The sequence below is a fragment of the Streptomyces sp. NPDC014734 genome (genome assembly GCF_043083325.1).
GTDB lineage: Bacteria > Actinomycetota > Actinomycetes > Streptomycetales > Streptomycetaceae > Streptomyces.
Window position 1 is genome coordinate 589,102 of sequence record NZ_JBIBYN010000001.1, and the last position, 21,600, is coordinate 610,701.

Annotated in this window: 19 protein-coding genes and 2 tRNA genes; 6 read left to right on the forward strand and 15 right to left on the reverse strand. The window is 69.9% G+C overall.

Annotated elements, in window-relative coordinates; all coding sequences use genetic code 11:
* Positions 1-109 precede the first annotated feature (109 nt).
* Positions 110-529, forward strand: coding sequence for a Fur family transcriptional regulator (locus ACF1CT_RS02570; RefSeq protein WP_391781893.1), 420 nt, complete (start codon positions 110-112; stop codon positions 527-529).
* Between the two features lie 157 nt (positions 530-686).
* On the opposite strand, the gene ACF1CT_RS02575 is transcribed toward ACF1CT_RS02570, so the two are convergent.
* From ACF1CT_RS02575 to ACF1CT_RS02590, 4 genes are all read right to left on the reverse strand, one after another.
* Positions 687-760: transfer RNA gene (locus tag ACF1CT_RS02575), tRNA-Met, on the reverse strand.
* Between the two features lie 128 nt (positions 761-888).
* Entirely contained in the window at positions 889-3,087 is a 2,199-nt protein-coding gene (locus ACF1CT_RS02580) for a tetratricopeptide repeat protein (protein WP_391781894.1), read from the reverse strand.
* A 213-nt stretch (positions 3,088-3,300) separates the two neighbouring features.
* Positions 3,301-3,374: transfer RNA gene (locus tag ACF1CT_RS02585), tRNA-Met, on the reverse strand.
* Positions 3,375-3,461: 87 nt separating this feature from the next.
* Positions 3,462-6,437, reverse strand: a complete 2,976-nt coding sequence (locus tag ACF1CT_RS02590; protein WP_391782170.1) for a UPF0182 family protein — start codon at positions 6,435-6,437, stop codon at positions 3,462-3,464.
* 128 nt (positions 6,438-6,565) lie between these two features.
* Here ACF1CT_RS02590 and ACF1CT_RS02595 point away from each other — a divergent pair, with 128 nt between their 5' ends.
* Positions 6,566-7,135 carry a PPA1309 family protein gene (locus tag ACF1CT_RS02595; RefSeq protein WP_391781895.1) on the forward strand — a complete coding sequence of 190 codons (570 nt, stop codon included), beginning with the start codon at positions 6,566-6,568 and terminating at the stop codon, positions 7,133-7,135.
* Positions 7,136-7,154: 19 nt separating this feature from the next.
* Here ACF1CT_RS02595 and ACF1CT_RS02600 read toward each other — a convergent pair whose 3' ends face one another.
* The 4 genes from ACF1CT_RS02600 to ACF1CT_RS02615 form a co-directional block, all read right to left on the reverse strand.
* The gene (locus ACF1CT_RS02600; RefSeq protein WP_391781896.1) at positions 7,155-8,243 is read right to left on the reverse strand and encodes a PDZ domain-containing protein; all 1,089 of its coding nucleotides are present in this window, start codon (positions 8,241-8,243) and stop codon (positions 7,155-7,157) included.
* A 176-nt stretch (positions 8,244-8,419) separates the two neighbouring features.
* Entirely contained in the window at positions 8,420-8,590 is a 171-nt protein-coding gene (locus ACF1CT_RS02605; RefSeq protein ID WP_391781897.1) for a hypothetical protein, read from the reverse strand.
* Between the two features lie 128 nt (positions 8,591-8,718).
* A complete protein-coding gene (locus ACF1CT_RS02610) occupies positions 8,719-9,180 on the reverse strand; it encodes a molybdenum cofactor biosynthesis protein MoaE (RefSeq protein ID WP_391781898.1) in 462 nt (153 codons plus the stop codon).
* A gap of 209 nt (positions 9,181-9,389) precedes the next feature.
* The gene (locus ACF1CT_RS02615) at positions 9,390-10,532 is read right to left on the reverse strand and encodes an SDR family oxidoreductase (protein WP_391781899.1); all 1,143 of its coding nucleotides are present in this window, start codon (positions 10,530-10,532) and stop codon (positions 9,390-9,392) included.
* Positions 10,533-10,723: 191 nt separating this feature from the next.
* On the opposite strand from ACF1CT_RS02615, the gene ACF1CT_RS02620 reads away from it, so the two are divergent.
* A complete protein-coding gene (locus ACF1CT_RS02620; protein ID WP_391781900.1) occupies positions 10,724-12,193 on the forward strand; it encodes a zinc-dependent metalloprotease in 1,470 nt (489 codons plus the stop codon).
* Complete coding sequence (locus ACF1CT_RS02625; protein WP_391781901.1) at positions 12,190-12,735, forward strand: NUDIX hydrolase; 546 nt, start codon at positions 12,190-12,192, stop codon at positions 12,733-12,735. The genes ACF1CT_RS02620 and ACF1CT_RS02625 overlap by 4 nt, the downstream gene beginning before the upstream one ends.
* 163 nt (positions 12,736-12,898) lie before the next feature.
* Here ACF1CT_RS02625 and ACF1CT_RS02630 read toward each other — a convergent pair whose 3' ends face one another.
* From ACF1CT_RS02630 to ACF1CT_RS02645, 4 genes are all read right to left on the reverse strand, one after another.
* Positions 12,899-13,654 (reverse strand): AIM24 family protein, encoded by a 756-nt coding sequence (locus ACF1CT_RS02630; RefSeq protein ID WP_391781902.1) that lies wholly within the window; start codon positions 13,652-13,654, stop codon positions 12,899-12,901.
* A gap of 18 nt (positions 13,655-13,672) precedes the next feature.
* The gene (locus tag ACF1CT_RS02635; protein WP_391781903.1) at positions 13,673-14,353 is read right to left on the reverse strand and encodes an AIM24 family protein; all 681 of its coding nucleotides are present in this window, start codon (positions 14,351-14,353) and stop codon (positions 13,673-13,675) included.
* A 12-nt stretch (positions 14,354-14,365) separates the two neighbouring features.
* Positions 14,366-16,030: a TerD family protein gene (locus tag ACF1CT_RS02640; RefSeq protein WP_391781904.1), complete on the reverse strand. Its 1,665-nt coding sequence runs from the start codon at positions 16,028-16,030 to the stop codon at positions 14,366-14,368.
* Positions 16,031-16,239: 209 nt separating this feature from the next.
* A complete protein-coding gene (locus ACF1CT_RS02645) occupies positions 16,240-16,863 on the reverse strand; it encodes a M48 family metallopeptidase (protein WP_391781905.1) in 624 nt (207 codons plus the stop codon).
* 409 nt (positions 16,864-17,272) lie between these two features.
* Between ACF1CT_RS02645 and ACF1CT_RS02650 the strand changes: the two genes are divergently transcribed.
* Both ACF1CT_RS02650 and ACF1CT_RS02655 read left to right on the forward strand, forming a co-directional pair.
* Positions 17,273-18,418 carry a ThiF family adenylyltransferase gene (locus ACF1CT_RS02650; protein ID WP_391781906.1) on the forward strand — a complete coding sequence of 382 codons (1,146 nt, stop codon included), beginning with the start codon at positions 17,273-17,275 and terminating at the stop codon, positions 18,416-18,418.
* Positions 18,419-18,459: 41 nt separating this feature from the next.
* Positions 18,460-19,920, forward strand: a complete 1,461-nt coding sequence (locus tag ACF1CT_RS02655) for an ABC1 kinase family protein (protein ID WP_391781907.1) — start codon at positions 18,460-18,462, stop codon at positions 19,918-19,920.
* 286 nt (positions 19,921-20,206) lie between these two features.
* Here ACF1CT_RS02655 and ACF1CT_RS02660 read toward each other — a convergent pair whose 3' ends face one another.
* The 3 genes from ACF1CT_RS02660 to ACF1CT_RS02670 form a co-directional block, all read right to left on the reverse strand.
* A complete protein-coding gene (locus tag ACF1CT_RS02660; RefSeq protein ID WP_391781908.1) occupies positions 20,207-20,566 on the reverse strand; it encodes a hypothetical protein in 360 nt (119 codons plus the stop codon).
* A complete protein-coding gene (locus tag ACF1CT_RS02665) occupies positions 20,563-20,931 on the reverse strand; it encodes a WhiB family transcriptional regulator (protein WP_391781909.1) in 369 nt (122 codons plus the stop codon). The genes ACF1CT_RS02660 and ACF1CT_RS02665 overlap by 4 nt, the downstream gene beginning before the upstream one ends.
* 173 nt (positions 20,932-21,104) lie before the next feature.
* Positions 21,105-21,440 carry a hypothetical protein gene (locus tag ACF1CT_RS02670; protein WP_391781910.1) on the reverse strand — a complete coding sequence of 112 codons (336 nt, stop codon included), beginning with the start codon at positions 21,438-21,440 and terminating at the stop codon, positions 21,105-21,107.
* Between the last annotated feature and the right edge of the window lie 160 nt (positions 21,441-21,600).

The window sequence follows — 21,600 nt, forward strand, 5'->3', positions numbered from 1 at the left end:
CCTTGGCGTATGCCGTTTCCGATCCTACAATGGACTTAGTCCAAGTCAAGGGAACATCCAAAGTCACACCCGTTCGGGACTCGGTCCCCTCACTGTTAGGCTTGTACGCATGAGTGACCTGTTGGAACGACTGCGCGGACGCGGCTGGCGCATGACCGCCCAGCGGCGCGTCGTGGCCGAGGTCCTCGACGGGGACCATGTGCACCTGACGGCCGACGAGGTGCACGCGCGGGCCGTGGCAAGGCTGCCGGAGATCTCCCGCGCCACCGTCTACAACACCCTGGGTGAGATGGTGACGCTCGGTGAGGTCATCGAGGTGTCCACCGATCGCCGCGCCAAGCGCTACGACCCGAACGCGCATCGCCCCCACCACCACCTCGTCTGCGCGCGCTGCGGCACCATCCGAGATGTTCACCCGGCGGGCAATCCGCTGGCGGACCTGCCGCAGGACGAGCGGTTCGGTTTCACGGTCTCCGGCGTCGAGGTGACCTACCGGGGCCTCTGCCCGAACTGCGCCGCGACGGCCTGAGGCACGACGACCACCCCGGGCAACGACCCCGACCGAAACGCCTGAGGCCTCGGAGCGCACGCGCACCGAGGCCTCAGACATGCACAGGGACGCGTTTCCGCGCACCGGAAAACACCGAAGGCCGAACCCTTGAAAGGATCCGGCCTTCGGTCTTCAGTAGCGGGGACAGGATTTGAACCTGCGACCTCTGGGTTATGAGCCCAGCGAGCTACCGAGCTGCTCCACCCCGCGTCGTTGTGTTCACAACCTTACGTCACCGCTTCGGACCTGTGCAAATCACTTCCGGGGCGCCTGTGCGGACACCCCGGCCTGTCGCCCGGGCCCACGTCCGGCGCCCCGCGTGCCGCGGGCGGTGCGTCTCACGCGGTGAGTTCCTGGTGCAGCGCCTCCCGGAGCCTGGCGGCCCGCTCGGCCACTTCGGCCGGGCCCAGCTCGACCGCCCGCGCACACCAGCGCTGCCCCTCCGCGAGCTCGCCCCGGCGGGCGGCCAGCAGGGCGAGGCGCAGGGCCGCCCGCCCGTGCCCGTCGTTCGCGGCCCGGGTCCACCACAGGGCGGCCTCACGGTCGCTCCCCTCCCGCGCGAGCAGCAGCCCGAGGTTGAAGGCCCCGTTGCGGCTGCCCGCCTCGGCGGCCTCGCGGTACCAGCGGGCCGCGCTCGCCACGTCGCCCCGGGCCGCCGCCAGCATCCCGACCCGCACCTGGGCACGGCGGTGTCCCTGCTCGGCGGCCCGCTCGTACCACTCCTCGCACTCGGTCTTCACCGGCATCGGCTCGCCCAGCGCGGGGGCGCCGGGCCGCGGCTGCCGCGAGTCCAGCACCCCGGCCAGCCGGAAGGCGGCCTCCGCGCTGCCACCGCCCGCCGCGCAGCGCAGATGCCGTTCGGCCTCCTGGTCCTCGCCCTGGTGCAGCAGGGCCATGCCGACCTGGAGCGCGGCCTCCGTATGGCCCGCCGCCGCGGCGCGCTCGTACCAGACCAACGCCATCCGGTCCTCGTCGCGCCCGGCGTACAGGATGCCGAGGTTGAAGGCCGCGTCGACGCTGCCGGACTCGGCGGCCTTGGAGAACCAGGGTTCGGCTCCGCTCGCGTCGCCCGCCTGGAGCAGGAGCACGGCCAGCGCGTTGGCGGCCTCGCGGTGACCCGCGTACGCGGCCCGGCGGTACCACTGCTCGGCCTGGGGGGTGCGGTCCTGTGCCGTGCAGAGCAGCCCCAGGTTGTAGGCGCCGTTGACATCGCCGGCGTCCATGGCGGCCCGGTACCAGCGTTCGGCGGTCTGCTGCTCGCCGCGGGCGGCGTGCAGCGCACCCAGGGCGTTGGCGGCGTTCCCGTCGCCGTCCTGGGCCGCGCGCAGCCACCACACGGCGGCGCTCTCCTCGTCCCCCGCGTCGCGCAGCAGGAATCCGAGGGCGCAGGCCGCCCGCGGCTCGCCGGCCTTCGCCGAGATGAGGTACCAGCGGCCCGCCTCCTTGGGCTCGCCGCGCTGTTCGAGGATGGCGCCGAGGCGCAGCGCGGCCTGCCGGTGACCGCGCGCGGCGGCCTGCCGGTACCACTGCTCCGCCTCGCCCACGCGCCCGGTCGTGGGACCTGCCACCGGGCCGTCGCCCCTGAGTACCGAGAAGCCGCCCGTGGCCGTGGGGCGGCCGATGCCGTGGCGCGGCGCGTGGTGTCCGAACGCGTCCTGCGGATCGTCGTCGTCGGCGTTGCGGTCCAGCATCCGCGCGAGACGGTACGCGGCCTCCCGGTGGCCCTGCTCGGCGGCGGCGCGCAGCCAGCGCTCGGCCCCGACGTCGCTGCGGTGCTCCAGCAGCTCGGCGAGGGCGTAGGCGCCCAGTGCGTGGCCCTGCTCGGCGGACTGCCTCAGCCAGTACTCGGCGCCGGGTTCGTCCCCGCGCTCGCGGTAGTGGCGGCCGAGGGCGTGCGCCGCGGCGGCGGATCCTGCGACGGCCGCGATGCGCCACCAGCCTGCGGCGTCATCGGTGTACCCGCGCCGGTGGAGGAGGACGCCCAGGTTGTTCGCGGCGGCCCGGTCGCCGTCGGCGGTCGCCGCACGCAGATAGGACTCGGCCTCGTCCAGATCTCCTCGACGCAGCAGCAGGGCACCGAGGATGCTCATCGACGTGGTGTCGCCGGCGTCGGCGGCCCTGCGATGGCGCGCCTCGTTCTCGTCGCTTTCCGGGGTCTCCGCGGGGTCCTGCTCCTCCCGGGCCCCGCGACCACCCCGACGCTCCGGAGCCCCGAGGCCCGCTGCACCGTCCGGGGTGCCGGACGCCGCAGCGTCCTTCGCGTTCGCTGTCCCTGTGCTCTCGACGGTCGCGGCACACCCCGCAGTCTCGGCAGTCTCCGTTGCCCGGGTGGTCCCAGCCGTCTCGGTGGTCCCAGCCGTTTCGACGGTCTCAGTAGTCCCGGTGATCTCAGTGGTATCAGTGATCTCGCTGTTCTCCGCGTCCTCCGCGGCGGCAACACCGAAAGCCGCATTCACCACGCTTTCCTGCCGATGAACGCGGCGCCGAACAAATCGCCCTGTTTCCAACAGAGTTGCCCTGTCCCCCATAAATATCATCGTCGCACCACCCGCAACCCGCGCACTGCTGGTATATCGCAGCCAGCGAGGTCACTTCAGCGTTTTGTCGACATGCCCACAGAGAGATAAGTCAAACACGTTCGGCCTCAACTCATGGCCCGCGAACCGCCCTTCGGACCGACTGTCCAAGAAAGTCGTCGCGACACGACGAAGGCCCGGATCCTCGAAAGAATCCGGGCCTTCGTCTTTCAGTAGCGGGGACAGGATTTGAACCTGCGACCTCTGGGTTATGAGCCCAGCGAGCTACCGAGCTGCTCCACCCCGCGTCGTTGTGTGGAAACAGTACCACGACGCGGGGGTGGGTCCTTACCGGGCCGCCCGGTCACCGGGCGGCCCGGCCGCTTCCGGGCCGCTCAGCCGCTTTCCGTGCCCTCGGGCTCCTTCGCCTTGTCGCCCGAACCACTCGGTGCATCGGCCCCGTTCGCCCCGTTCGACTTCTTCCCGTCCGGGGTCTTCCCGTCCGGGGTCTTCCCGTCCGACGTGGGCTGGGCCGCCGCCGCACGCTGCAACGCGTCCTGCAGGGCCGCCTGGGCCTTGCCGTAGGCGTCCCAGTCCGGCTTCTTCAGGGCCGCCTCGCTCTCCGAGTAGGCCTTCTGCGCGTCGGCGATCGCCTTCTTCAGCGCCGCGTCACCGGTGGCCGGCGGCTGGGTCTCACCCGGTGGCCGGGTGGTCTCCTCCGGCGGCTCGGCGCCGGTCACCCCGAAGACCTCGTTGAGCGCCTCGCCGAGGCTGTTCTTGAAGACGGTCTTCGACCCGTACGAGGCGGCGACCTTGCGCAGCAGCGGGTAGTTCTGCGTGCCACCGCGGGTGTACACCGGCTCGATGTAGAGGAACCCGCCTTCGAGCGGCACGGTCAGCAGGTTGCCGTACTCGATGTCGGAGTCGGTGCCCTTGAGGTTCCTCACGAACTCGGCGACGTCGTCGTTGCCGTTGAGCTCACTCTGCACCTGGCCGGGGCCCTTCACCGTGCTGGTGACTCTGAGCAGTCTTATCGTGCCGTAGTCCTTGCTGGCCGCGTCCGCGTCCACCGCCATGAACGCCCCGAGGTCGGGACGCCCCTTCGGGGTGAACGTGGTGGTCAGCGAGAACTTCTGAGCCGCCTGGTCCGGCATTTTTATGCTCAGGTAGTACGGCGGGACGGAGCCGGACTCCTTGTTGGTCGGGTCGTCCGGGACCTGCCACGCGTCACTGCCGCTGTAGAACTGGGCGGGGTTGGTGACGTGGTAGCGGGTGAGCAGCTCGCGCTGCACCTTGAACAGGTCCTGCGGGTAGCGCAGGTGCTCCATGAGCTCCTGCGGGATGTCCGACCGCGGCTGCACCGTTCCGGGGAAGGCCTTGCGCCAGGTCTTGAGGACCGGGTCCTTGGTGTCCCACTCGTAGAGCGTGACCTTGCCGTCGTAGGCGTCGACGGTGGCCTTCACGGAGTTGCGGATGTAGTTGACCTGGTTCTGCTGGGCGACCACCGCGCGCTGGTTGGTGGTCAGCGAGTCGGCCGTGGTGTCGCCGAGCGTCGTCCGCGAGGCGTACGGGTAGCCGTTGGTGGTGGTGTAGGCGTCGACGACCCACTGGATCCGCTTGTTCACCACGGCCGGGTAGGCGTCGCCGTCGATGGTCAGCCACGGGGCGACCGCCTCGACGCGCTCCTTGGGCGTGCGGTTGTAGAGGATCCGCGAACCGTCGCCGATGGCTCCCGAGTAGAGGATCTGCGGCTCGCTGAACGCCACCGCGTACGCGGCGCGGTTGAAGGTGTTGGAGAGACTGACCCCGCTGTCGCCCTTGTAGCTCGTGGTCTTCTCGCCGTCCTCCTCGTAGTCGAGCTCCTTCTGGGGCCCGCCGACGATGGAGTACTGCTCGGTCTTCTCGCCGTAGTAGATCCGCTGCTCGTACGAGCCGAGGTCACCCGTCGTCGGCAGGCCGGACTCGGTGAAGTCCGGGGAACCCTTCGGGTTCTTTCCCGTCGTCGTGCCCCGGGCGGCGATGGCGCCGTAGCCGTGGGTGTAGGTGAAGTGGTCGTTGATCCAGTTGCGCTTGGGGATGCCGTTGAGGTTCAGCTCGCGCAGACCGATGACGGTGTCCTGGTCCTTGCCGTCGGCGTCCTTGTAGCGGTCCACGTCCAGCGTCTTGGGGAACTGGTAGTAGTTCCTCTTCTGCTGGAGCTGCTGGAAGGCCGGGGAGACGACGTTGGGGTCCATCACCCGGTAGCTGGCGGCGTCGTCCGCGCTGGCGCGCAGTTTCGCGTCGTCGTCCGTCGTGCTCTTGCCCGAGTAGTCCTGGACCTGCGCCCGGTTGATGTCGTACGCGTCGCGCGTGGCCTCGATGTTCTTCCGGATGAACGGGGCTTCCTTGGCCTGCTCGTTCGGCTGGACCTGGAACTTCTGCACGATCGCCGGGTAGAGCCCGCCGATCAGGATCGCCGAGAGCACCATCAGGCCGAAGCCGATCACCGGAAGCTGCCAGGTGCGCCGCCAGAGCGTCGCGAAGAAGAGCACGGCGCAGATCGCGGCGATGCAGAACAGGATGGTCTTCGCCGGCAGGTAGGCGTTGGCGTCGACGTACCTGAGGCCCGTCCAGTTGTCCGTGGCCTTGAAGTCACTGGACTTCACGGCAAGGCCGTACCGGTCGAGCCAGTACGCCACGGCCTTGAGCGAGACGAAGACGCCGAGCAGCACCGACAGGTGGCCGGTGGCGGCGCCGGTCGCCCGCGCTCCGGGGCTGGTGACGCGCAGCCCGCCGTAGAGGTAGTGGGTCAGTGCGGCGGCGATCAGCGAGAGGACCGTGGCCGCGAAGCCGAATCCCAGCAGGAAGCGGTACCAGGGCAGGTCGAAGGCGTAGAAGGAGACATCCAGATGGAACTGGGGGTCCTTCTGCCCGAAGGCCACGCCGTTGACGTACATCAGCCAGGTGCGCCACTGCCCGGAGGCGGAGGCTCCGGCGATCAGTCCGACGAGCGCGGTGATCGCGAGCAGCACCCACTTCTTGTACGGGGCGAGGCTCATGCGGTAACGGTCCAGGCTCTGCTGCTCCAGCGACATCGCGCTCAGCGGCGGCCGGAGCCGGTGCGCGAGCCAGATGTTCAGGCCGACGACGACCGCCATCAGCAGTCCGAAGACGAGGAACAGCCCGATCTTGGTCCACAGGGTGGTGGTGAAGACGGACGAGTACGAGACCGACCGGTACCAGAGCCAGTCCGTCCAGAACCCGGCGAACATGACGAACGCCATGGCGAGAACCGCCAGGACGCCCAGTGTCATGAGCAGGGTACGGGCGCGCCGGGACGGGCGGCCGACTCTGATCCGTGGCCCGGTCGGGCCTCCGCCGCGGTCCGGCATCTGGAAAGCCAACGTGCGCACCTCGTAGTTCGCGGGTCGTATGAAGCGGGCCCAGCGATCGTAGAGCCCATCTATGCAACTTACTGAAGCTTTACCTAGTTCCCGATACCGGGGCGGAAGGAGGCAGGATGTTGGCCATGCCCAACGTTTCCCCCTCAAGTCCCCCGATGGCCGCGAGCCCTCTCACGGTCGCCGTGCTCGAAATCGACACATATGTCTCCAGCCTCGGCTGGGATCAGCCCGCCCGGCTCTTCGCTCTCGTCGACACGGAGCGGCTGCGTACCCAGGAGCCCGGCCTGGCCGCCCAGCTCGGACTGGACTCCTCCGACGCCCCGGCCGCCCAGCTCACCCCCATCGAACAGGAGGAGCTGTCACCGGGCACCGCCCTTGACGAGTTCCTCGCCACGATCGCCTGGCCCGACGCGGTGATCGGTTGTGCGATGACGGTGGAACGGCTGATGCTGCCGCCGTCCGCCGAGGCCTCCGTGCCCGAGGGGCTCGACGAGGCCCAGCTCGCCAAGTGGGTCGCGAAGCACCCGGAGCGCCAGGAGGTGCGGATGACCGTTGCCGTCCTCCGGGACGGCTCGCGCGAGTGTGCCGTACGTCTCAGGGAGAAGGACTCCCCGAACGAGGTGCGGACCGGTGCGGGTCTGGTGCCCGGCCTGGCCGACGCGCTGGCGGCGACCTTCGAGGCGTGACCGGCCGGTCGGGGCGCGGTCAGCCCGCCGAACAGCTCGGCAGGCCGGCCGTGTCCCCCGTCCGGATCTTCTCCAGCGACTTCTTCGCGTCGTCGATCGTCTTCACCCTGACCAGGGTGAGTCCGTCCGGGGTGTCGGAGGCCGCGGCCTTGCAGTTCTCGGTCGGCGTCAGGAAGTAGCGGGCGCCCGCGTCGCGCGCGCCGACGAGCTTCATGGTGATGCCGCCGATCGGGCCGACCTTGCCCTCGTCGTCGATGGTGCCGGTCCCCGCGATGAATTTGCCGCCGGTCAGATCGGTGGGTGTCAGTTTGTCGATGATGCCCAGCGAGAACATCAGGCCGGCGCTCGGCCCGCCGACATCGGCGAGCCTGATGTCGATCTTGAACGGGAACGTGTGGTCCGCCCCTGCCTGGATACCGACGATCGCACGGTCCTCCCCGGGCGCCTTCGCGGTGGTGAGGACGATCTTCCGGCTGCCCTCGGGCTCCTTGCCCGCCTTCTCGGCCGCCTGCGCCGTCTTTGCCGGGATGATCGTGAAGGTGACGTCCTCACCGGGCTTGTGCCGGGTGACGAGCTTCGCCACGTCCGCGGGCTGCCCGACGCGCGTTCCGTCGACCTGCTCGATCACGTCGCCCGCGTGCAGTCTGCCCTGGGCGGGGCTGTCCTTGACGACCGCGGAGACCACGACCCGCGACGACACCGGGATGTTCAGCTCCTTCAGGGCGGCGACCTTGGCGCTCTCCTGCGACTGGCTGAACTCCTCGGCGTTCTCCTGGGTGGACTGCTGCTCGGTCTTCCCGTCGGGGTAGAGCGTGTCGTGCGGCACCACCACGCTGTCGTGCGACAGCCAGCCGTACACGGCCCCGACGAGGTTCATCCGGTAGTCGGCGCCGGTGACCCTGACCGTGGTCATGTTGAGATTGCCGGACGTGGGATACGTCTTGTGCCCGGAGATCTGCAGGACCGGCTCGCCCTTGGCCTTGCCGAGAGTGTTCACGGTCGGACCGGGCGACATCTCCGAATAAGGCACCTTGATCAGCAGTACCGCGCACAGCAGCGCGATGAGGATCAGGGTCGAGGCGAGCATCGTCGCGGTGCGGCGTGGCATGGAACGACAGTACGGGAACTGTCTGTGAGTGCGCCGTCGGGCCCGATCCCCGTGCGCCGGGAACCGGTGCCCCCGCGGGGCCCGGAGGGCGCCGGGAACCGGGACCCAACGGGGCCCGGAGGGCGTCGGCGCTTCGCAGTCCTTGTGGATTGGCGACTGCACATGTGCGCGAACTGTCAGACGGTGTCGGAACCGGAGTCCGACTTCTCCATCGCCTCGCGGAACCGCGCATAGCCGGCCAGCTCCGAAACATCACCGGCTGTGCGATTACGGGTGGCCCAGCTTCCCCATATCCCAGCGCCGAACGCAGCGAAAAGCGGAATCAACAGCCAGGCGAGTGCTGCCATGACGACCTCCCTGCCCCATGAGCGACCGCAACCGACCGATCAGCAGATTATCCGTCTGCAGGACCAACGCTCACGTCCGGGGGACGGTTACGCAAATCGGGGCGGACGACCACCCGAACGGCCTGCGTTCAGCAGGCGCCGACCCACTCCTCGGTACCGTCCGAAAACCGCTGGTGTTTCCAGATCGGGACCTCGTGCTTGAGGTCGTCGATGAGCTTGCGGCACGCCTCGAACGCCTCCGCGCGGTGGGGGCAGGAGACCGCGACCACGACCGCGGTGTCGCCCACCCGAAGGTCCCCCACCCGGTGGACGGCGGCGAGCGCCCGAACGGGGAAGTCCGCCACTACCTTCTCGGCCACCCGGCGCAGTTCGACCTGCGCCGACGGATGGCAGGAGTATCCGAGGGCGTCGACGTCCTGGCCGCCGTCGTGGTTGCGCACCGTGCCGACGAAGAACGCCGTACCACCCGCGGCGTCGTCCCCGACGGCCCGGATGATCTCGTCGACCGACAGTGGTGTGTCGCGAATCGCCAGCAGCCGGATCGGGTCGGCCGCCGCCCACTCGCCGGGATGGTCGTGCATGGGAACCATGAGGCCCATGGTGCCGCACCGCACCGACAGGGACGAATAGCGTTTTCCACCGGTGGGCCGTGTCCGCTCCTGGAGCCTTCTACAAGCCCCGGGCCCTTCGCGGACCTCGTGCGGGCCGTCGCGAGCCGTACGGGCCGCCAGAACCGCCCCCGCCCGCGCCGTGCCGGCCCGTCGCGCGGGTGCGGCCGTCCGCGCGGGCCGGAGGCCGGTCAGAGGCGGCGACGGGCCCTGCGGGCGCGGCGGACCAGGGCGGCGGTGCCGAGCAGGGCCACCGTCGCGCCGGCGGCACCCGCCGCTGTCGCGTCCTTGCGGCCGAGACGGCGTCCGGCGACGGTGTGCCGGCCCTCCACCTCTTCGAGGAGGGCGGCGAGCACCTCCTCGTTGGTCCAGCGCGGGCGCCAGCCCACGTCGTGGAGTCGGCTCACGCTGACCACCCAGGGATGCATCGTGTAGGCGAGGTCTCCGGCCGGGGACGGGGTGAGGCCGATCCGGTGCAGCCGGGCCGCGGCGCCCAGGGCCACCGCGGAGGGCAGCTCCATCCGGCGGACACCGCTCAGCTCCTCGACCTCCTCCTGCTCCAGCCAGCCGTCGCAGCCGACCGCGAACTCGCCGTCGATCTTCTCCAGGGCGGCGTACTCCAGGGCCGTGACCAGGTCCTCGACATGGCAGAACTGCCAGGCGGGACGTGATCCGGCGACGACCAGGAGGCGCGGCGACTCGAAGTACCGGGTCAGCGCGGTGTCCGTACCGCCGACCAGGACGGTGGGCCGGACCACGGTCACGTTGAGTCCGGGGTGGGCGCGGGGCGCGCGGCGGCCGAGCCGTTCGATCTCCAGGAGGTCGCCGACGCCGGTGGCCTCCGCCGTGGCGCGCAGCTCGGCGTCCTCGGCGAGCGGGAGGTCGTTGTCGGGCAGCGCCCCGTAGACCATGGCCGAGGTGCACAGCACGACCCGGTGGACGCCCACGGCGGCGGCGGCCGTGAGCACGGTCTGGGTGCCGCGCACGTTGTAGGCGGTGCGGGCGGCGGGGTCGGTCTCCAGGTCGAGGTCGAGTGCCAGGTGCACCACGACATCCGCGCCGCGGAGCTTCTCCGCGATGGCGGGGTCCCGGACGTCGAGGATGTGCCAGGTCGCCTCGGAGACCTCCCCGCGGCGCTCGTCGATGGCGATGACCTGCTTGATCGCCTCGGATGCCGCGAGGCGTGCGGTGAGCAGCTCACCGACACCGCGCGCGGCTCCGGTGACGGCGACGACGGGGCCACGGCTCCCGGAACGGCTCTTCACGGGATTGCTCTCGGTCGAGGGGTCGGGCAGGTTTCGCGCTGCGCGAACCTGAGGATCTGGGGAACTCACCGGGCGTCTCCAGCGGTTGTCTTCAGTACGTACCCGAATGACGCGTACGTACCAGGTGGCGTCCATCCTGCCGCAGGCCGGGGGCCGAGGAGCACCGAGGCCCCGTGCGGGCTTTTGGTGTCTACGCTGGATGGTGATGTCGGGCAGTCGCCGTCGGTTCGCGCCGGCGGCCCTAGGAGCCGAGGAAACCCGTGAGTGACACCCCATTCGGATTCGGCCTTCCGCCGGAGGAGCCGGAGAACGGCGACGAGGGCAAGAAGAAGGACCCCACCGGAGGTGGGCAGGGTTCGGGCGGGCCGGCGAACCCGTTCGGCTTCGGGCCGGGCGCGGGCGGGGACAACCCGTTCGCGGCGATGTTCGGCACGATGAACCCCAACGACCTCGGGGCGGCCTTCCAGCAGCTCGGACAGATGCTGAGCTACGAGGGCGGTCCCGTGAACTGGGACATGGCCAAGCAGATCGCCCGCCAGACGGTCGCGCAGGGCACCTCCGACGGCTCCAAGGACGCCAGTGTCGGCCCGTCCGAGCGGTCCGCCGTCGACGAGGCGCTGCGCCTGGCCGACCTCTGGCTGGACGGCTCGACGTCGCTGCCCTCCGGTTCGGTCTCGACGGTCGCGTGGAGCCGTGCGGAGTGGGTCGAGGCGTCCCTTCCGGCGTGGCAGAAGCTTGTCGACCCGGTGGCCGAGCGCGTCGGGCTCGCGATGGGCGATGTGCTGCCCGAGGAGATGCAGGCGATGGCGGGCCCGCTGATCGGCATGATGCGGTCGATGGGCGGCGCGATGTTCGGCCAGCAGATCGGGCAGGCCGTCGGGGTACTGGCCGGTGAGGTCGTCGGCTCGACCGACATCGGACTGCCGCTGGGCCCGGCGGGCAAGGCCGCCCTCCTTCCGTTGAACGTCGAGCGATTCGGCAAGGACCTCGGCGTGCCGCAGGACGAGGTGCGGCTGTACCTCGCCCTGCGCGAGGCCGCCCACCAGCGGCTCTTCGCCCACGTGCCGTGGCTGCGCGGGCATCTGTTCGGAGCCGTCGAGGGGTACGCCCGCGGCATCAAGGTCGACACCAGCAAGCTGGAGGACGTGGTCGGCCAGTTCGACCCGTCGCAGCCCGAGCAGTTGCAGGACGCGCTTCAGCAGGGCATGTTCCAGCCGGAGGACACCCCGGAGCAGAAGGCCGCCCTGGCCCGGCTGGAAACGGCGCTCGCGCTGGTCGAGGGCTGGGTGGACGCCGTGGTCCACGAGGCGGCGAAGTCCCGCCTGACCTCGGCGGACGCGCTGCGCGAGACGATGCGCCGACGCCGTGCGTCCGGCGGCCCCGCGGAGCAGACGTTCGCCACGCTCATCGGGCTCCAGTTGCGTCCCCGGCGGCTGCGTGACGCCTCGCGCCTGTGGGCGTCGCTCACCGACGCGCGCGGTCTGGACGGGCGGGACGCGCTCTGGGAGCACCCGGACATGCTGCCGACGGCGCAGGACCTGGACGATCCGGACGGATTCGTCCACCGCGAGCAGCTGGACTTCTCGGAGCTGGACAAGATGCTCGGGGAGGCCGCGAACGGACCGCGGCCGTCCGCGAGCGGCCCGGGCGAAGCCGGCGGGACCGACGGTCCGGGCTCCGGGGAGACCGGCGGCCCGAAGAGCGACGGCGAGGACGAGACCGACCGGTGAGCCTGCACGACGACGCCGTTCTCGTGCTGAAGAAGTACGAGAATCCGGCGGATCAGGTCCAACAGGGGCTGCGACAGGTCTATCTGGACCACCTGGCCCAGCACCCCGACGGCATATGGAAGGCGTGCGGGGCCGGGCATCTGACGGCCAGCGCGCTGGTCGTCGATCCGGAGCGCGGCAGGGTCCTGCTCACGCTGCACCGCAAGCTGCGCATGTGGTTGCAGATGGGCGGTCACTGCGAGCCGCAGGACGGCACGCTGGCCGCCGCGGCGCTGCGCGAGGCCACCGAGGAGTCCGGGATCAGCGGTCTGGCCCTGCTCCCGGGCGGGCCGGTGACGCTGGACCGCCACCGGATCCCGGCGCCCTGTCACTGGCACCTCGACGTGCAGTACGCCGCGCTGGCGCCCGTGGGTGCGACGGAGCAGATCAGCGACGAGTCACTCGATCTGCGCTGGTTCACGTACGACGAGGTGCCCTCGGTGGCGGACACCTCGGTCGTACGCCTTGTCGCGCGTGTGCGCGCCGCGCTGGAGCGGCGCTGAGCACCGTTCCGCGGGAATGGGCAGGGGGCGGTCTCCGCGGAGGCCGCCCCCGGTGCCGTCGGTGTCGGCGGGCCCGGTCGTCGGTGTCGGCGGCCCGCTTTCGCGTCCGCCGCGTCCGAGGTCCGTCGGCGAGCCGCGTGGATCCGCCCCGGAAGCCCGTGGTTCAGTTCCAGGCGTTGTTCTGGTTCTGGCCGTGGGCGCCCTGCTGGCCCATTCCGTACTGCGCGCGGATGCCCTGACCGATCTGCGCGTTCTGCGGCGGCAGCACCTCGCTCGGCTGGACCAGGGCATAGCCCTGGCCGAGGAAGCTGAGCTCCCACCCCTCACCGGTGTTCCCGCGACGTCGCCAGACGCCCGAGGAGTGGGTCTGGGCCTGCATCTGCACCCGCAGTGAGCTGGACCAGGCGACGACCGCGTCGGCATCGGCGTTGACGTACTTGTCGGGCGTGACCTGCATCATCAGTGGCCGGCCCGAGGTCATCAGCGCGACCTTGCCGGTGCCGGTGATGTTGAGCTGGTACTTCCCGGTGCCGGAGATCCCGTACTGGCTGTCCACGGCGATGACCTCGTGATGCAGCCCGGAGTCCAGCGCGAGGACGTAGGCGCTGTCCACGGTCAGTCCGTCGTGGTCGACGTCCACCACGTGCACGTACTGCGCGAGGTTGGCGAGGAACACGGTGCCCTGGCCGGAGCACCGCATGAGGTCGAGGCCCTCGCCCGTGTGGGCACGGGACCGGCTCTGGCCGTGCGACTGGTACTCCCCGTCGAACTCGACGAGGCCCTGGTACGCGACCATGCTGCCCTTGCGGGCGAGGATGTCGTCGTGGCCGCCGAGCGTCACCCGGAGCATCTGCGCGTTCTGCAGGGCATAGCGGTCCGCGGACTGCTGTTCGGTGTGCTGGAAAAGCGGGCTCTGCATGATGTCCTCTCGCTCCCCTCAGCCCCGGGCCCGCAGGCGGTCGGTGCTGTCCTCACTGGGCTGTACGACCACGATGCCCTGGCCGGAGAAGGCCATCTGGAAGGCCTCGCCGCTGCCGCGGCCGATCAGGGAGGCCGCCTTGAAGCTGCGCTTGCCCTTCACCTTGAGATTCGTGGACCAGGCGACGAGCGCGTCGGGATCGACGTACGTCTCGTCCTCGCCGCTGCCGCAGTTGACGACGACGGGAACACCGCGGGACGTCAGGGCGACCCAGCCGGTACCGGAGATGGACACGTTCCACAGGCCCTGCCCGGCGAACTTGGCGAGCCCCTTCACCCGCTCGACTCCCCACTGGAGCTGGGCGTCGAAGGCGAGGACGTTGGTCCCGTTCACCGACAGCGCCTCGTTGTCGAGGTGGACCACGACGACGTTCGCCCCGTAGTCGGCGAGGTAGAGCAGTCCGTCCCCGCTGCACTTCATGAGCGGGGCCCCCTCGCCGGTGATCCAGTCACGGGCGATCTGGCGGACGGCGGACGGGTTCGGCTCGTACTGGATGAAACCCTCGTACGCGACCATCGAGCCCACCCGTGCGAACAGGTCCTGCCCGGTGGCCATCGCCACCTTCAGCATGGCGCTGCCGTGATTCTCCATACGGGCGGTGACCGGTGCGGGGGCGTACCCCGCGAGCTGCTGGTTCATGCTTCGGCTTCCTCAGACCTCGTACGGCTGGACGACGATGAAGTTGCCCGGTGCGCCCCGGAACTGAAGGTTCACCGACTCCCCGCTGTGTCCCGGGTAGGCGTTGTAGCGCAGCCGCACCTGGCTGGAGACGATCACCTGGGACGCGGCGGACCAGGCCACGATCGCGTCACTGTCGGCGAAGGTCGTCGGCGTGACGGGCAGGACCACCGGGGTGCCGTGCGTCATCACGACCACCGTCCCGGTCCCCTGGAAGAGCATCGTGAACAACGCCCCACCGGGGATTCCGTGCCCCTCGATCCGCCGTACCTCGTACTGGAGGGATTCGTCGAAGGCGAGGACGCGCTCGGCGGAGACGCAGATGCTGTCGCCCTGCAGTTCGATGGGGTGCAGATGGGCGCTGTTCTCGGCGAGGAAGACCTGGCCGCGGCCGGTGCACCGCATCAGCTGCATTTCCTGGCCGGTGGCGTTCCCCACGATGCGGCCCGCGAAGCCCGCGCCCTTGTAGCCGAAGTCGACCTTGCCCTGGTACATGACCATGCTGCCCTGGCGGGCGAGGACGGGGGCACCGTCCTGGCCGAGGTCCACCCTGACCAGTTGCTTGTTCTGGGCGGTCCAGCGCTGCCCGGTCGCCACCTCCTTGTAGAGGTTGACGGCCGCCTGGAGCCCGCCGCCGGACTGCGGCACACCGCCCGGGGGCATCCCCGGGACCATGCCCGGTGCCGGCTGGCCGTACGGAGCGGGGTACTGCTGTCCGGGCGGGCCCGGGGGTGCGGGCGGGCCCGGGACCTGGCCGAACTGCGGCCGGCCCGGCTGCCCGTAGGGGGCGGGCACCGGTCCGGGCGGCGGGACCGTGCCACCCGGCGGCACCATGGGCGCCATCGGTGCCACCATCGTCGGCGCGTTGTGAATCTGCTGCTGCGACGGGGTGGGGGTGTCGTAGGAAGGAGCGGGCTGGGGCACCTGCGGCGCCGGGGTGCCGAACGAGGGGGCGGGAGTCGGCGCCTGAGGGACCGGCGACACCTGCGGCGCGGGGGCTTGTGGCGCGGCCGGGACTCCGAACGACGGGGCGGGAGCCGGTGCGGTCACCTGCGCGGGCGGGGCGAACGGCGGTGCGGCCGGCTGCGGCTGGGAAGCGGCGGGCTCCTCCTCCAGGACCTCGCCGCCGAAGTTCTTCAGCAACGCTTCGAGACCGCCGTCGAAGCCCTGGCCGACGGCGGCGAACCGCCAGACGTCCTTCAGGTAGAAGTCGCCCAGCATCACCGCACGCTCGGTGGTGAACTCCGAACCGTTGAAGGCGTACCTGGCGACTTCCTCACCGCCCGCGACGATGCGGATGTAACCGGGGCCGACCTGGGACATCTGACCGGCACCGTCGACCGTCGCGGTGAACGACAACTTGTGGATATGAGCCGGAATACGGTCCAGGGTGACGCGGAACGACTCGGTGTCACCGGCCTGGGCACCGAGGAGCTGAATCGACTCCTCGGGCGATTTGGGCTGATTGAAGAAGATGAAATACCGGTCGTCGGAGAGCTGTTCGTCGGCATCCAGACCGAAGCAACTGATGTCGAAGGTCAGCCCCGGGCCGCCGATCTGCACCCCTACGTACAGGTCCGTCCCGGGTGTGAGATCGCCGATCCTGGCCTTGTGGCCGCGTTGGAATTCCCTGGCCATGCGTAACGACCGTCCCCCATCCCGAAGGTGAATGCGTCGCGCCAGGCTAACCGCAATCTCCGACATTGGGCCAAGCCGGTACACATCCGGTACAGAATCACCGACTACCGCTCATCAGGCGCATCGGGCGGGCACCGGCCGCCGCTCACCACGCTCGGCCGACGGGCACCGACGGCCACCCACCGCACGCGGCGGGCAGGTACGGGCGGTCACTCACCACGCGCGGCGGGCAGGTGCGGCAGGCGATCCGCCGCGACCACGCCCTCCAGGTAGCCGCGGGCCCGTTCGGTACGGGGATACGCCTCCAGCAACAGCCAGAACCGCGGTCCGTGGCCGGGGACGAGGAGATGCGCCAGCTCATGCAGCAGCACGTAGTCGACGACGTACTCGGGCATGCCCTGCAACCGGTGCGAGAGCCGAATGCTCCCCTCCGCGGGGGTGCAGGAACCCCACCGGGTGTTCTGGTTCGTCACCCATCGCACGGACAGGGGCCTGGCCCGACCGTCGAGGAACTCGGCGGAGAGCCGTTCCGCCCGCTCGGCGAGTTCGCCGTCGCCGAGGATGTGCCTGCTCTCCTGGGCCGCGAGCTTGTCGAGCATCACGTTCACCCATCGCTGCTCCTCGGCCTTCGACATCCGGGCCGGAATGAGCACGATGGTGCGGTCCCCCTCCCGGTACGCGGAAACCGTTCTGCTGCGACGGTTGCTCCTGCGGACCTCGACGGCGCTCGTCGCCGAGGCACGGGGCGGACGCTCCGACGCGGTACGCCGACGGGTTCGGGCGCTGCGCACAGGGGTCTCCCCGGCGATTCCGGGTGGCGGGTCGGCGGGCACGCCCAGACGTTACCCGGTAGCGGTGGGAGAAGTCCCGCCTCCGGACGGTTCGCGCTTGATCCACTCCACGACGTGCGCCATTTGAACGACTAATGCGCCACACCTGTGGATAACTTTCCGCAGGATTCGACACTCTCCCGCATTCTGAAACTCGTCTCGCGAGGATCCGGGGCGTGATCGATGAGCCGGACCGCGGCCACCACGGCATTCGACGGGACAGCACGAGGTCGCACCCAATGATCGCGACGAGAGAACACCACGCGGAGAACACCGAGAACACCAAGAACACCGCACAGAGAACACCGCACAGAGACCATCGCGCAGCGAACACCTGACAGAGAACACCCGACAGAGAACACCCGACGAAGATCACCTCACGGAGATCAGGGAACACAGACCGGGGGAAATCGTGTATCCGATGTTGAAGCCCGCGCTGCGCCGCGCCTGGCGTGGCCGAGGCACCGTGCAGTTCGGGGTGACTCCCGCCCACGCGGTGACGCTCGGCCCGGTCGATATCGCCACGGGCAGTTTCCTGGAACTGCTCGACGGCACGCGCGGCCTGCCGTTGCTGCGCGAAGAGGCACGGGCTCTCGACCTGTCCAACCATCAAGTCGACACCCTGATCCAAAGGTTGACCGACGCCGGTCTGATCGACGACGTACGGTCCATCGGCGCGCAGGCCGACGCCTTGTCCAACCGTCCTCATGCCCTGGAGAGACACCGTCCTGATCTGGCGTCCCTCTCGGTCGTCCACCCCGAGCCGGGCGCCGGTATGCGCCGACTGGCCGCCCGTCGGGCGATGCGGGTCCAGGTCCGAGGGGCCGGCCGGGTGGGCGCCGCGATCGCGGCGGTGCTGTCCGGGTCCGGGGTGGGCCACGTGGAGGTGCTGGACGGCGGGCACGCCGAGCCCTGGGACGTCTCACCCGCCGGGCTCCCACCGGCGGCGGTCGGCGAGCGCAGGGACACGGCGGCCCGGCAGTTGGTGCGCAGATCTGCGGCGGGGTCGGCTCCCAGGGCGGCGGAGACATCCGGCTCGTCGGAGAGCGGGGTTCCGGGCCTGTCGCTGGTCGTGGTGGCTCCTCGTGACGGGATCACCGTGTATGCCCCGGACCCGCGGTCGGCGGAGCAGTGGATTGCTTCCGGAACTCCCCATCTCTACGCCGGAGTGGTGGAGGCCACAGGGCTGGTGGGGCCTCTGGTGCTGCCCGGGGGAACAGCGTGCGCGGGATGTCTGGCGCTGAACCGTGCGGAGGGGGACGAGGAGTGGACCAGGATGCTGTCCCAGTGGCGCTCCGGACGACGAAACGCCGTACAGGCCTGCGATCTGGGACTGGCGACGGCGGTGGCCGGACTCGCGGCCGCACACGCGCTGTCCTTTCTGGACGGGGATCTGCCCGGCAGTACGGGAACCCGCTGGGAGACCGCCCTGCCGCTGTTGGACTGGCGCTCCGAACGGATCACGGCGCATAGCGACTGTTACTGCGGGGCGGCTGGGCACACTGTCAGGGAGCGCGTCTCCGGGGTCGACGCGGCGCACGACACAATGGCCGGGTAGCCGCCGCGCGCGGTACGGCAGTCTGGGATTTGGAGGGGCTCATGTCTGATCTTCCCCGGAAAGCGGTCACGCGTACCGCCAAGTTGGCCGCCCTGCCCTTGGGCTTCGCGGGCCGCGCCACCTGGGGCCTGGGCAAGCGGATCGGCGGAAAGTCCGCGGAGTTAGTCGCCCGGGAGGTTCAGCAGCGCACAGCCGATCAGCTCTTCAAGGTTTTGGGAGAGTTGAAGGGCGGGGCGATGAAGCTGGGCCAGGCCCTGTCCGTCTTCGAATCGGCGCTGCCCGAGGAAATCGCCGGGCCGTACCGGGCGGCGCTCACCAAACTGCAGGATGCCGCGCCGCCCATGCCCAGCGGCACGGTGCACGAGGTACTGGCGCAGCGGCTCGGTGAGGACTGGCGGGAGCTGTTCCGCTCATTCGAGGACAAGCCGTCGGCCGCCGCGTCGATCGGTCAGGTGCACCGGGCGGTGTGGCACGACGGGCGGGATGTCGCCGTGAAGGTGCAATACCCGGGCGCCGGAGACGCGTTGCTCTCGGATCTGACCCAGCTCAGCAGGTTCGCCAGGCTTCTCGGTCCGCTGATTCCCGGCATGGACATCAAGCCACTCATCACGGAGCTGCGGGACCGTGTCTCGGAGGAGCTGGACTACGAGCAGGAGGCGCGCTCGCAGCAGGATCATGCCGAGGAGTTCGCGGCCGATCCGGATGTCGTGATCCCGGGCGTGGTGCACCAGTCCGACCAGGTTCTGGTGACGGAGTGGATGGACGGTGTGCCCCTGGCCGACGTGATCGCGCAAGGCACCCCCGAGCAGCGTGACCGTGCCGGTCAGTTGCTGGCCCGGTTCCTCTTCTCGGGGCCTGCCCGCACGGGGCTGTTGCACGCGGACCCGCATCCGGGCAATTTCAGGCTGCTGCCACCTCCCGGATCGCCCGCTGAGGCCGACGAGGAGGAGGGCATCGGTGGAACCGGGCAGTGGCGGCTCGGAGTGCTGGACTTCGGAACGGTGGACCGGCTCCCGGGTGGTCTCCCGCGGACGATCGGGGACTCCTTGCGGCTGGCGCTGGCCGACGATGCCAGGTCGGTGTACGAGCACTTGCGCGAGGAGGGTTTCGTCAAGGACTCGATCGATCTCGATGCGGACGCGGTGCTCGACTATCTCCTTCCGATCATCGAGCCCGCGCGGGTGGAGGAATTCACCTTCACCCGCGGCTGGATGCGCAATCAGGCGGCACGGCTCGCGGACCCCCGCTCCCCCGCCCATCAGCTCGGCAAGCAACTGAATCTTCCGCCCTCCTATCTGCTGATACATCGGGTGACGTTGAGCACGATCGGTGTGCTGTGTCAGCTGGGAGCGACGGTGCGACTGCGCGACGAGCTCGAATCCTGGCTGCCGGGATTCCTGGAGGAGGAGTACGAGGAGGAACCCCGAGTCCAGGAGGTGCCTGCGGGCGAGGAGATGGCGGGCGAGGAGGAGATGGCGGGCGAGCCCGTCGCCGGGGGATAGACAGCAGCCGTCGGTCCGGACAACGGGTCCCTGCCCCGTCGCGTCCACAGCGCTGGGCACCGCCCTCCGGACTCCACGGTCACGGGACTCCACGGCGGTCGGGACTCCACGGCGGTCGGGACTCCGTCGCGGCCGGATTCGTCGTGGGTAGTCGGGGCAGGGCACGGATGTGCTGAACGACCGCGGGGCCGGTCCGTTCGGACCGGCCCCGCGGAAGGGGTACTGAACTGTCGGTGGGTGTTGCCGACGGGCGGAGCGGGAGCCCGGCAGCGGGTGTGACACGGTCCTAGTTCATGACCGCCATGGCCAGCGCACGGCGGGCACGCATCGAGACGCGCTCCGCTCTGCGCTGCATCCGGCGCGCATTGACCAGGCGCACGGCCCGGCGCTGCGTGTCGGCCTCCCTCAGGCGGTCGTGCATATGGGCACGCGCCAGGGCTTCTGGGATGAGTTGCATTTCGCGGGTCCTGTTCTGGCGCGAATCGTTCGCACCGATGATCGTGACGTTCGGTGTTGCGGAGCCGACGGGCTCATGTGTGGGGACGGACATTGGTGCCTGATTTCGGGGATCGTGGGTGTGGGGACGGTCGATGGTGCCGATGCGTTTCGCGGGTTTGAGGGCTGTGCCCCCCAGTCCGGCGATCACGCCGCGACCGGGTTCTTGCGCGGGCGGCCCCGGGGCCGCTTGCGAGCGACGACAACACCCTGGATGAAGAGCTCACCGCCCCAGACGCCCCACGGCTCGCGACGCTCCTTGGCACCCGCGAGGCAGGCCTCGACGAGCGGGCAGGTGCGGCAGAGGGACTTGGCGTATTCGACGTCGGCCGGCGACTCGGCGAAGAAGACCTCCGGGTCGTAGGAGCGGCAGGGGACGGATACGCCGAGGTTCTCGATGGCGTCGTCGAGCGCGGTGAGCGCGGTAAGGGGGGTCAAGGTGGGGTCCTCCGTGGAGCCGGGCGGCGGGATCGTGTCGGAAAGCGGTACGGACGGGGCGTGCGCTTCGAGTTGCACGGTGGGTGGTGTCCTCGTCTGGTCGTTCCGGCCTGTTGGCCGGGGGGCGGCTGGTACCGGGTACTGCTTGTCCCGAGGCTCCTTCGTGGCGTCCTGCCCGTTCGGGCAAAACAAAAGGGCCGCGGATCCCGAGTGGGGTTCCGCGGCCCTGAAGGCGCCGGCCTGATGGTGGATCAGGCTGGATCACTCCAGGGTTCAGGCCCACGGAAGGCCCACATCGTGTGGTGGTGCGTCATCTGCTTCTTGGCGCCGGCTTCCGCTCCCGCACCGACGGCGGCAAAGGCATAGGCCTGGGCCTGTCCCTTCGCTACTGCTGCTGCCGGTGCCTGAGCCGGTCGCTCATTGCGCTCCCGCACGGGGAAGCTCGCCAGGGACAGCGGACGGGCGGCAGAAACGCCGGACAGACCGGTGCCACGGAGCGAGGACTCGGAGGAGCACGCGAGGCCGAGCGAGCAGGCGGAGACGACCGAGAGATCGGTCATGCTCTTCGTCTGAATGATGCTGATCACTTCAATCGCCTCCTCTCGGCGTCTCTGGGGACCGGCGGGCCGGTCCTGCGTATTCGGATAAGTACAGCACAGAACCCGGGCTTCGAAGAAGCCGCTGTTCCTGTGGTTAAGAACCTATGGTGATGACTGGGGCGGGCGCAAACTATTTTTCCGACGAGTT

What these genes read in the sequence shown, in the direction of transcription:
- ACF1CT_RS02570 (WP_391781893.1), top strand. Translation starts at nt 110, where the DNA reads ATGAGTGACCTGTTGGAACGACTGCGCGGACGCGGCTGGCGCATGACC.
- ACF1CT_RS02580 (WP_391781894.1), bottom strand. Translation starts at nt 3,087, where the DNA reads ATGATATTTATGGGGGACAGGGCAACTCTGTTGGAAACAGGGCGATTT.
- ACF1CT_RS02590 (WP_391782170.1), bottom strand. Translation starts at nt 6,437, where the DNA reads ATGCCGGACCGCGGCGGAGGCCCGACCGGGCCACGGATCAGAGTCGGC.
- ACF1CT_RS02595 (WP_391781895.1), top strand. Translation starts at nt 6,566, where the DNA reads ATGTTGGCCATGCCCAACGTTTCCCCCTCAAGTCCCCCGATGGCCGCG.
- ACF1CT_RS02600 (WP_391781896.1), bottom strand. Translation starts at nt 8,243, where the DNA reads ATGCCACGCCGCACCGCGACGATGCTCGCCTCGACCCTGATCCTCATC.
- ACF1CT_RS02605 (WP_391781897.1), bottom strand. Translation starts at nt 8,590, where the DNA reads ATGGCAGCACTCGCCTGGCTGTTGATTCCGCTTTTCGCTGCGTTCGGC.
- ACF1CT_RS02610 (WP_391781898.1), bottom strand. Translation starts at nt 9,180, where the DNA reads ATGGTTCCCATGCACGACCATCCCGGCGAGTGGGCGGCGGCCGACCCG.
- ACF1CT_RS02630 (WP_391781902.1), bottom strand. Translation starts at nt 13,654, where the DNA reads ATGCAGAGCCCGCTTTTCCAGCACACCGAACAGCAGTCCGCGGACCGC.
- ACF1CT_RS02635 (WP_391781903.1), bottom strand. Translation starts at nt 14,353, where the DNA reads ATGAACCAGCAGCTCGCGGGGTACGCCCCCGCACCGGTCACCGCCCGT.
- ACF1CT_RS02640 (WP_391781904.1), bottom strand. Translation starts at nt 16,030, where the DNA reads ATGGCCAGGGAATTCCAACGCGGCCACAAGGCCAGGATCGGCGATCTC.
- ACF1CT_RS02655 (WP_391781907.1), top strand. Translation starts at nt 18,460, where the DNA reads ATGTCTGATCTTCCCCGGAAAGCGGTCACGCGTACCGCCAAGTTGGCC.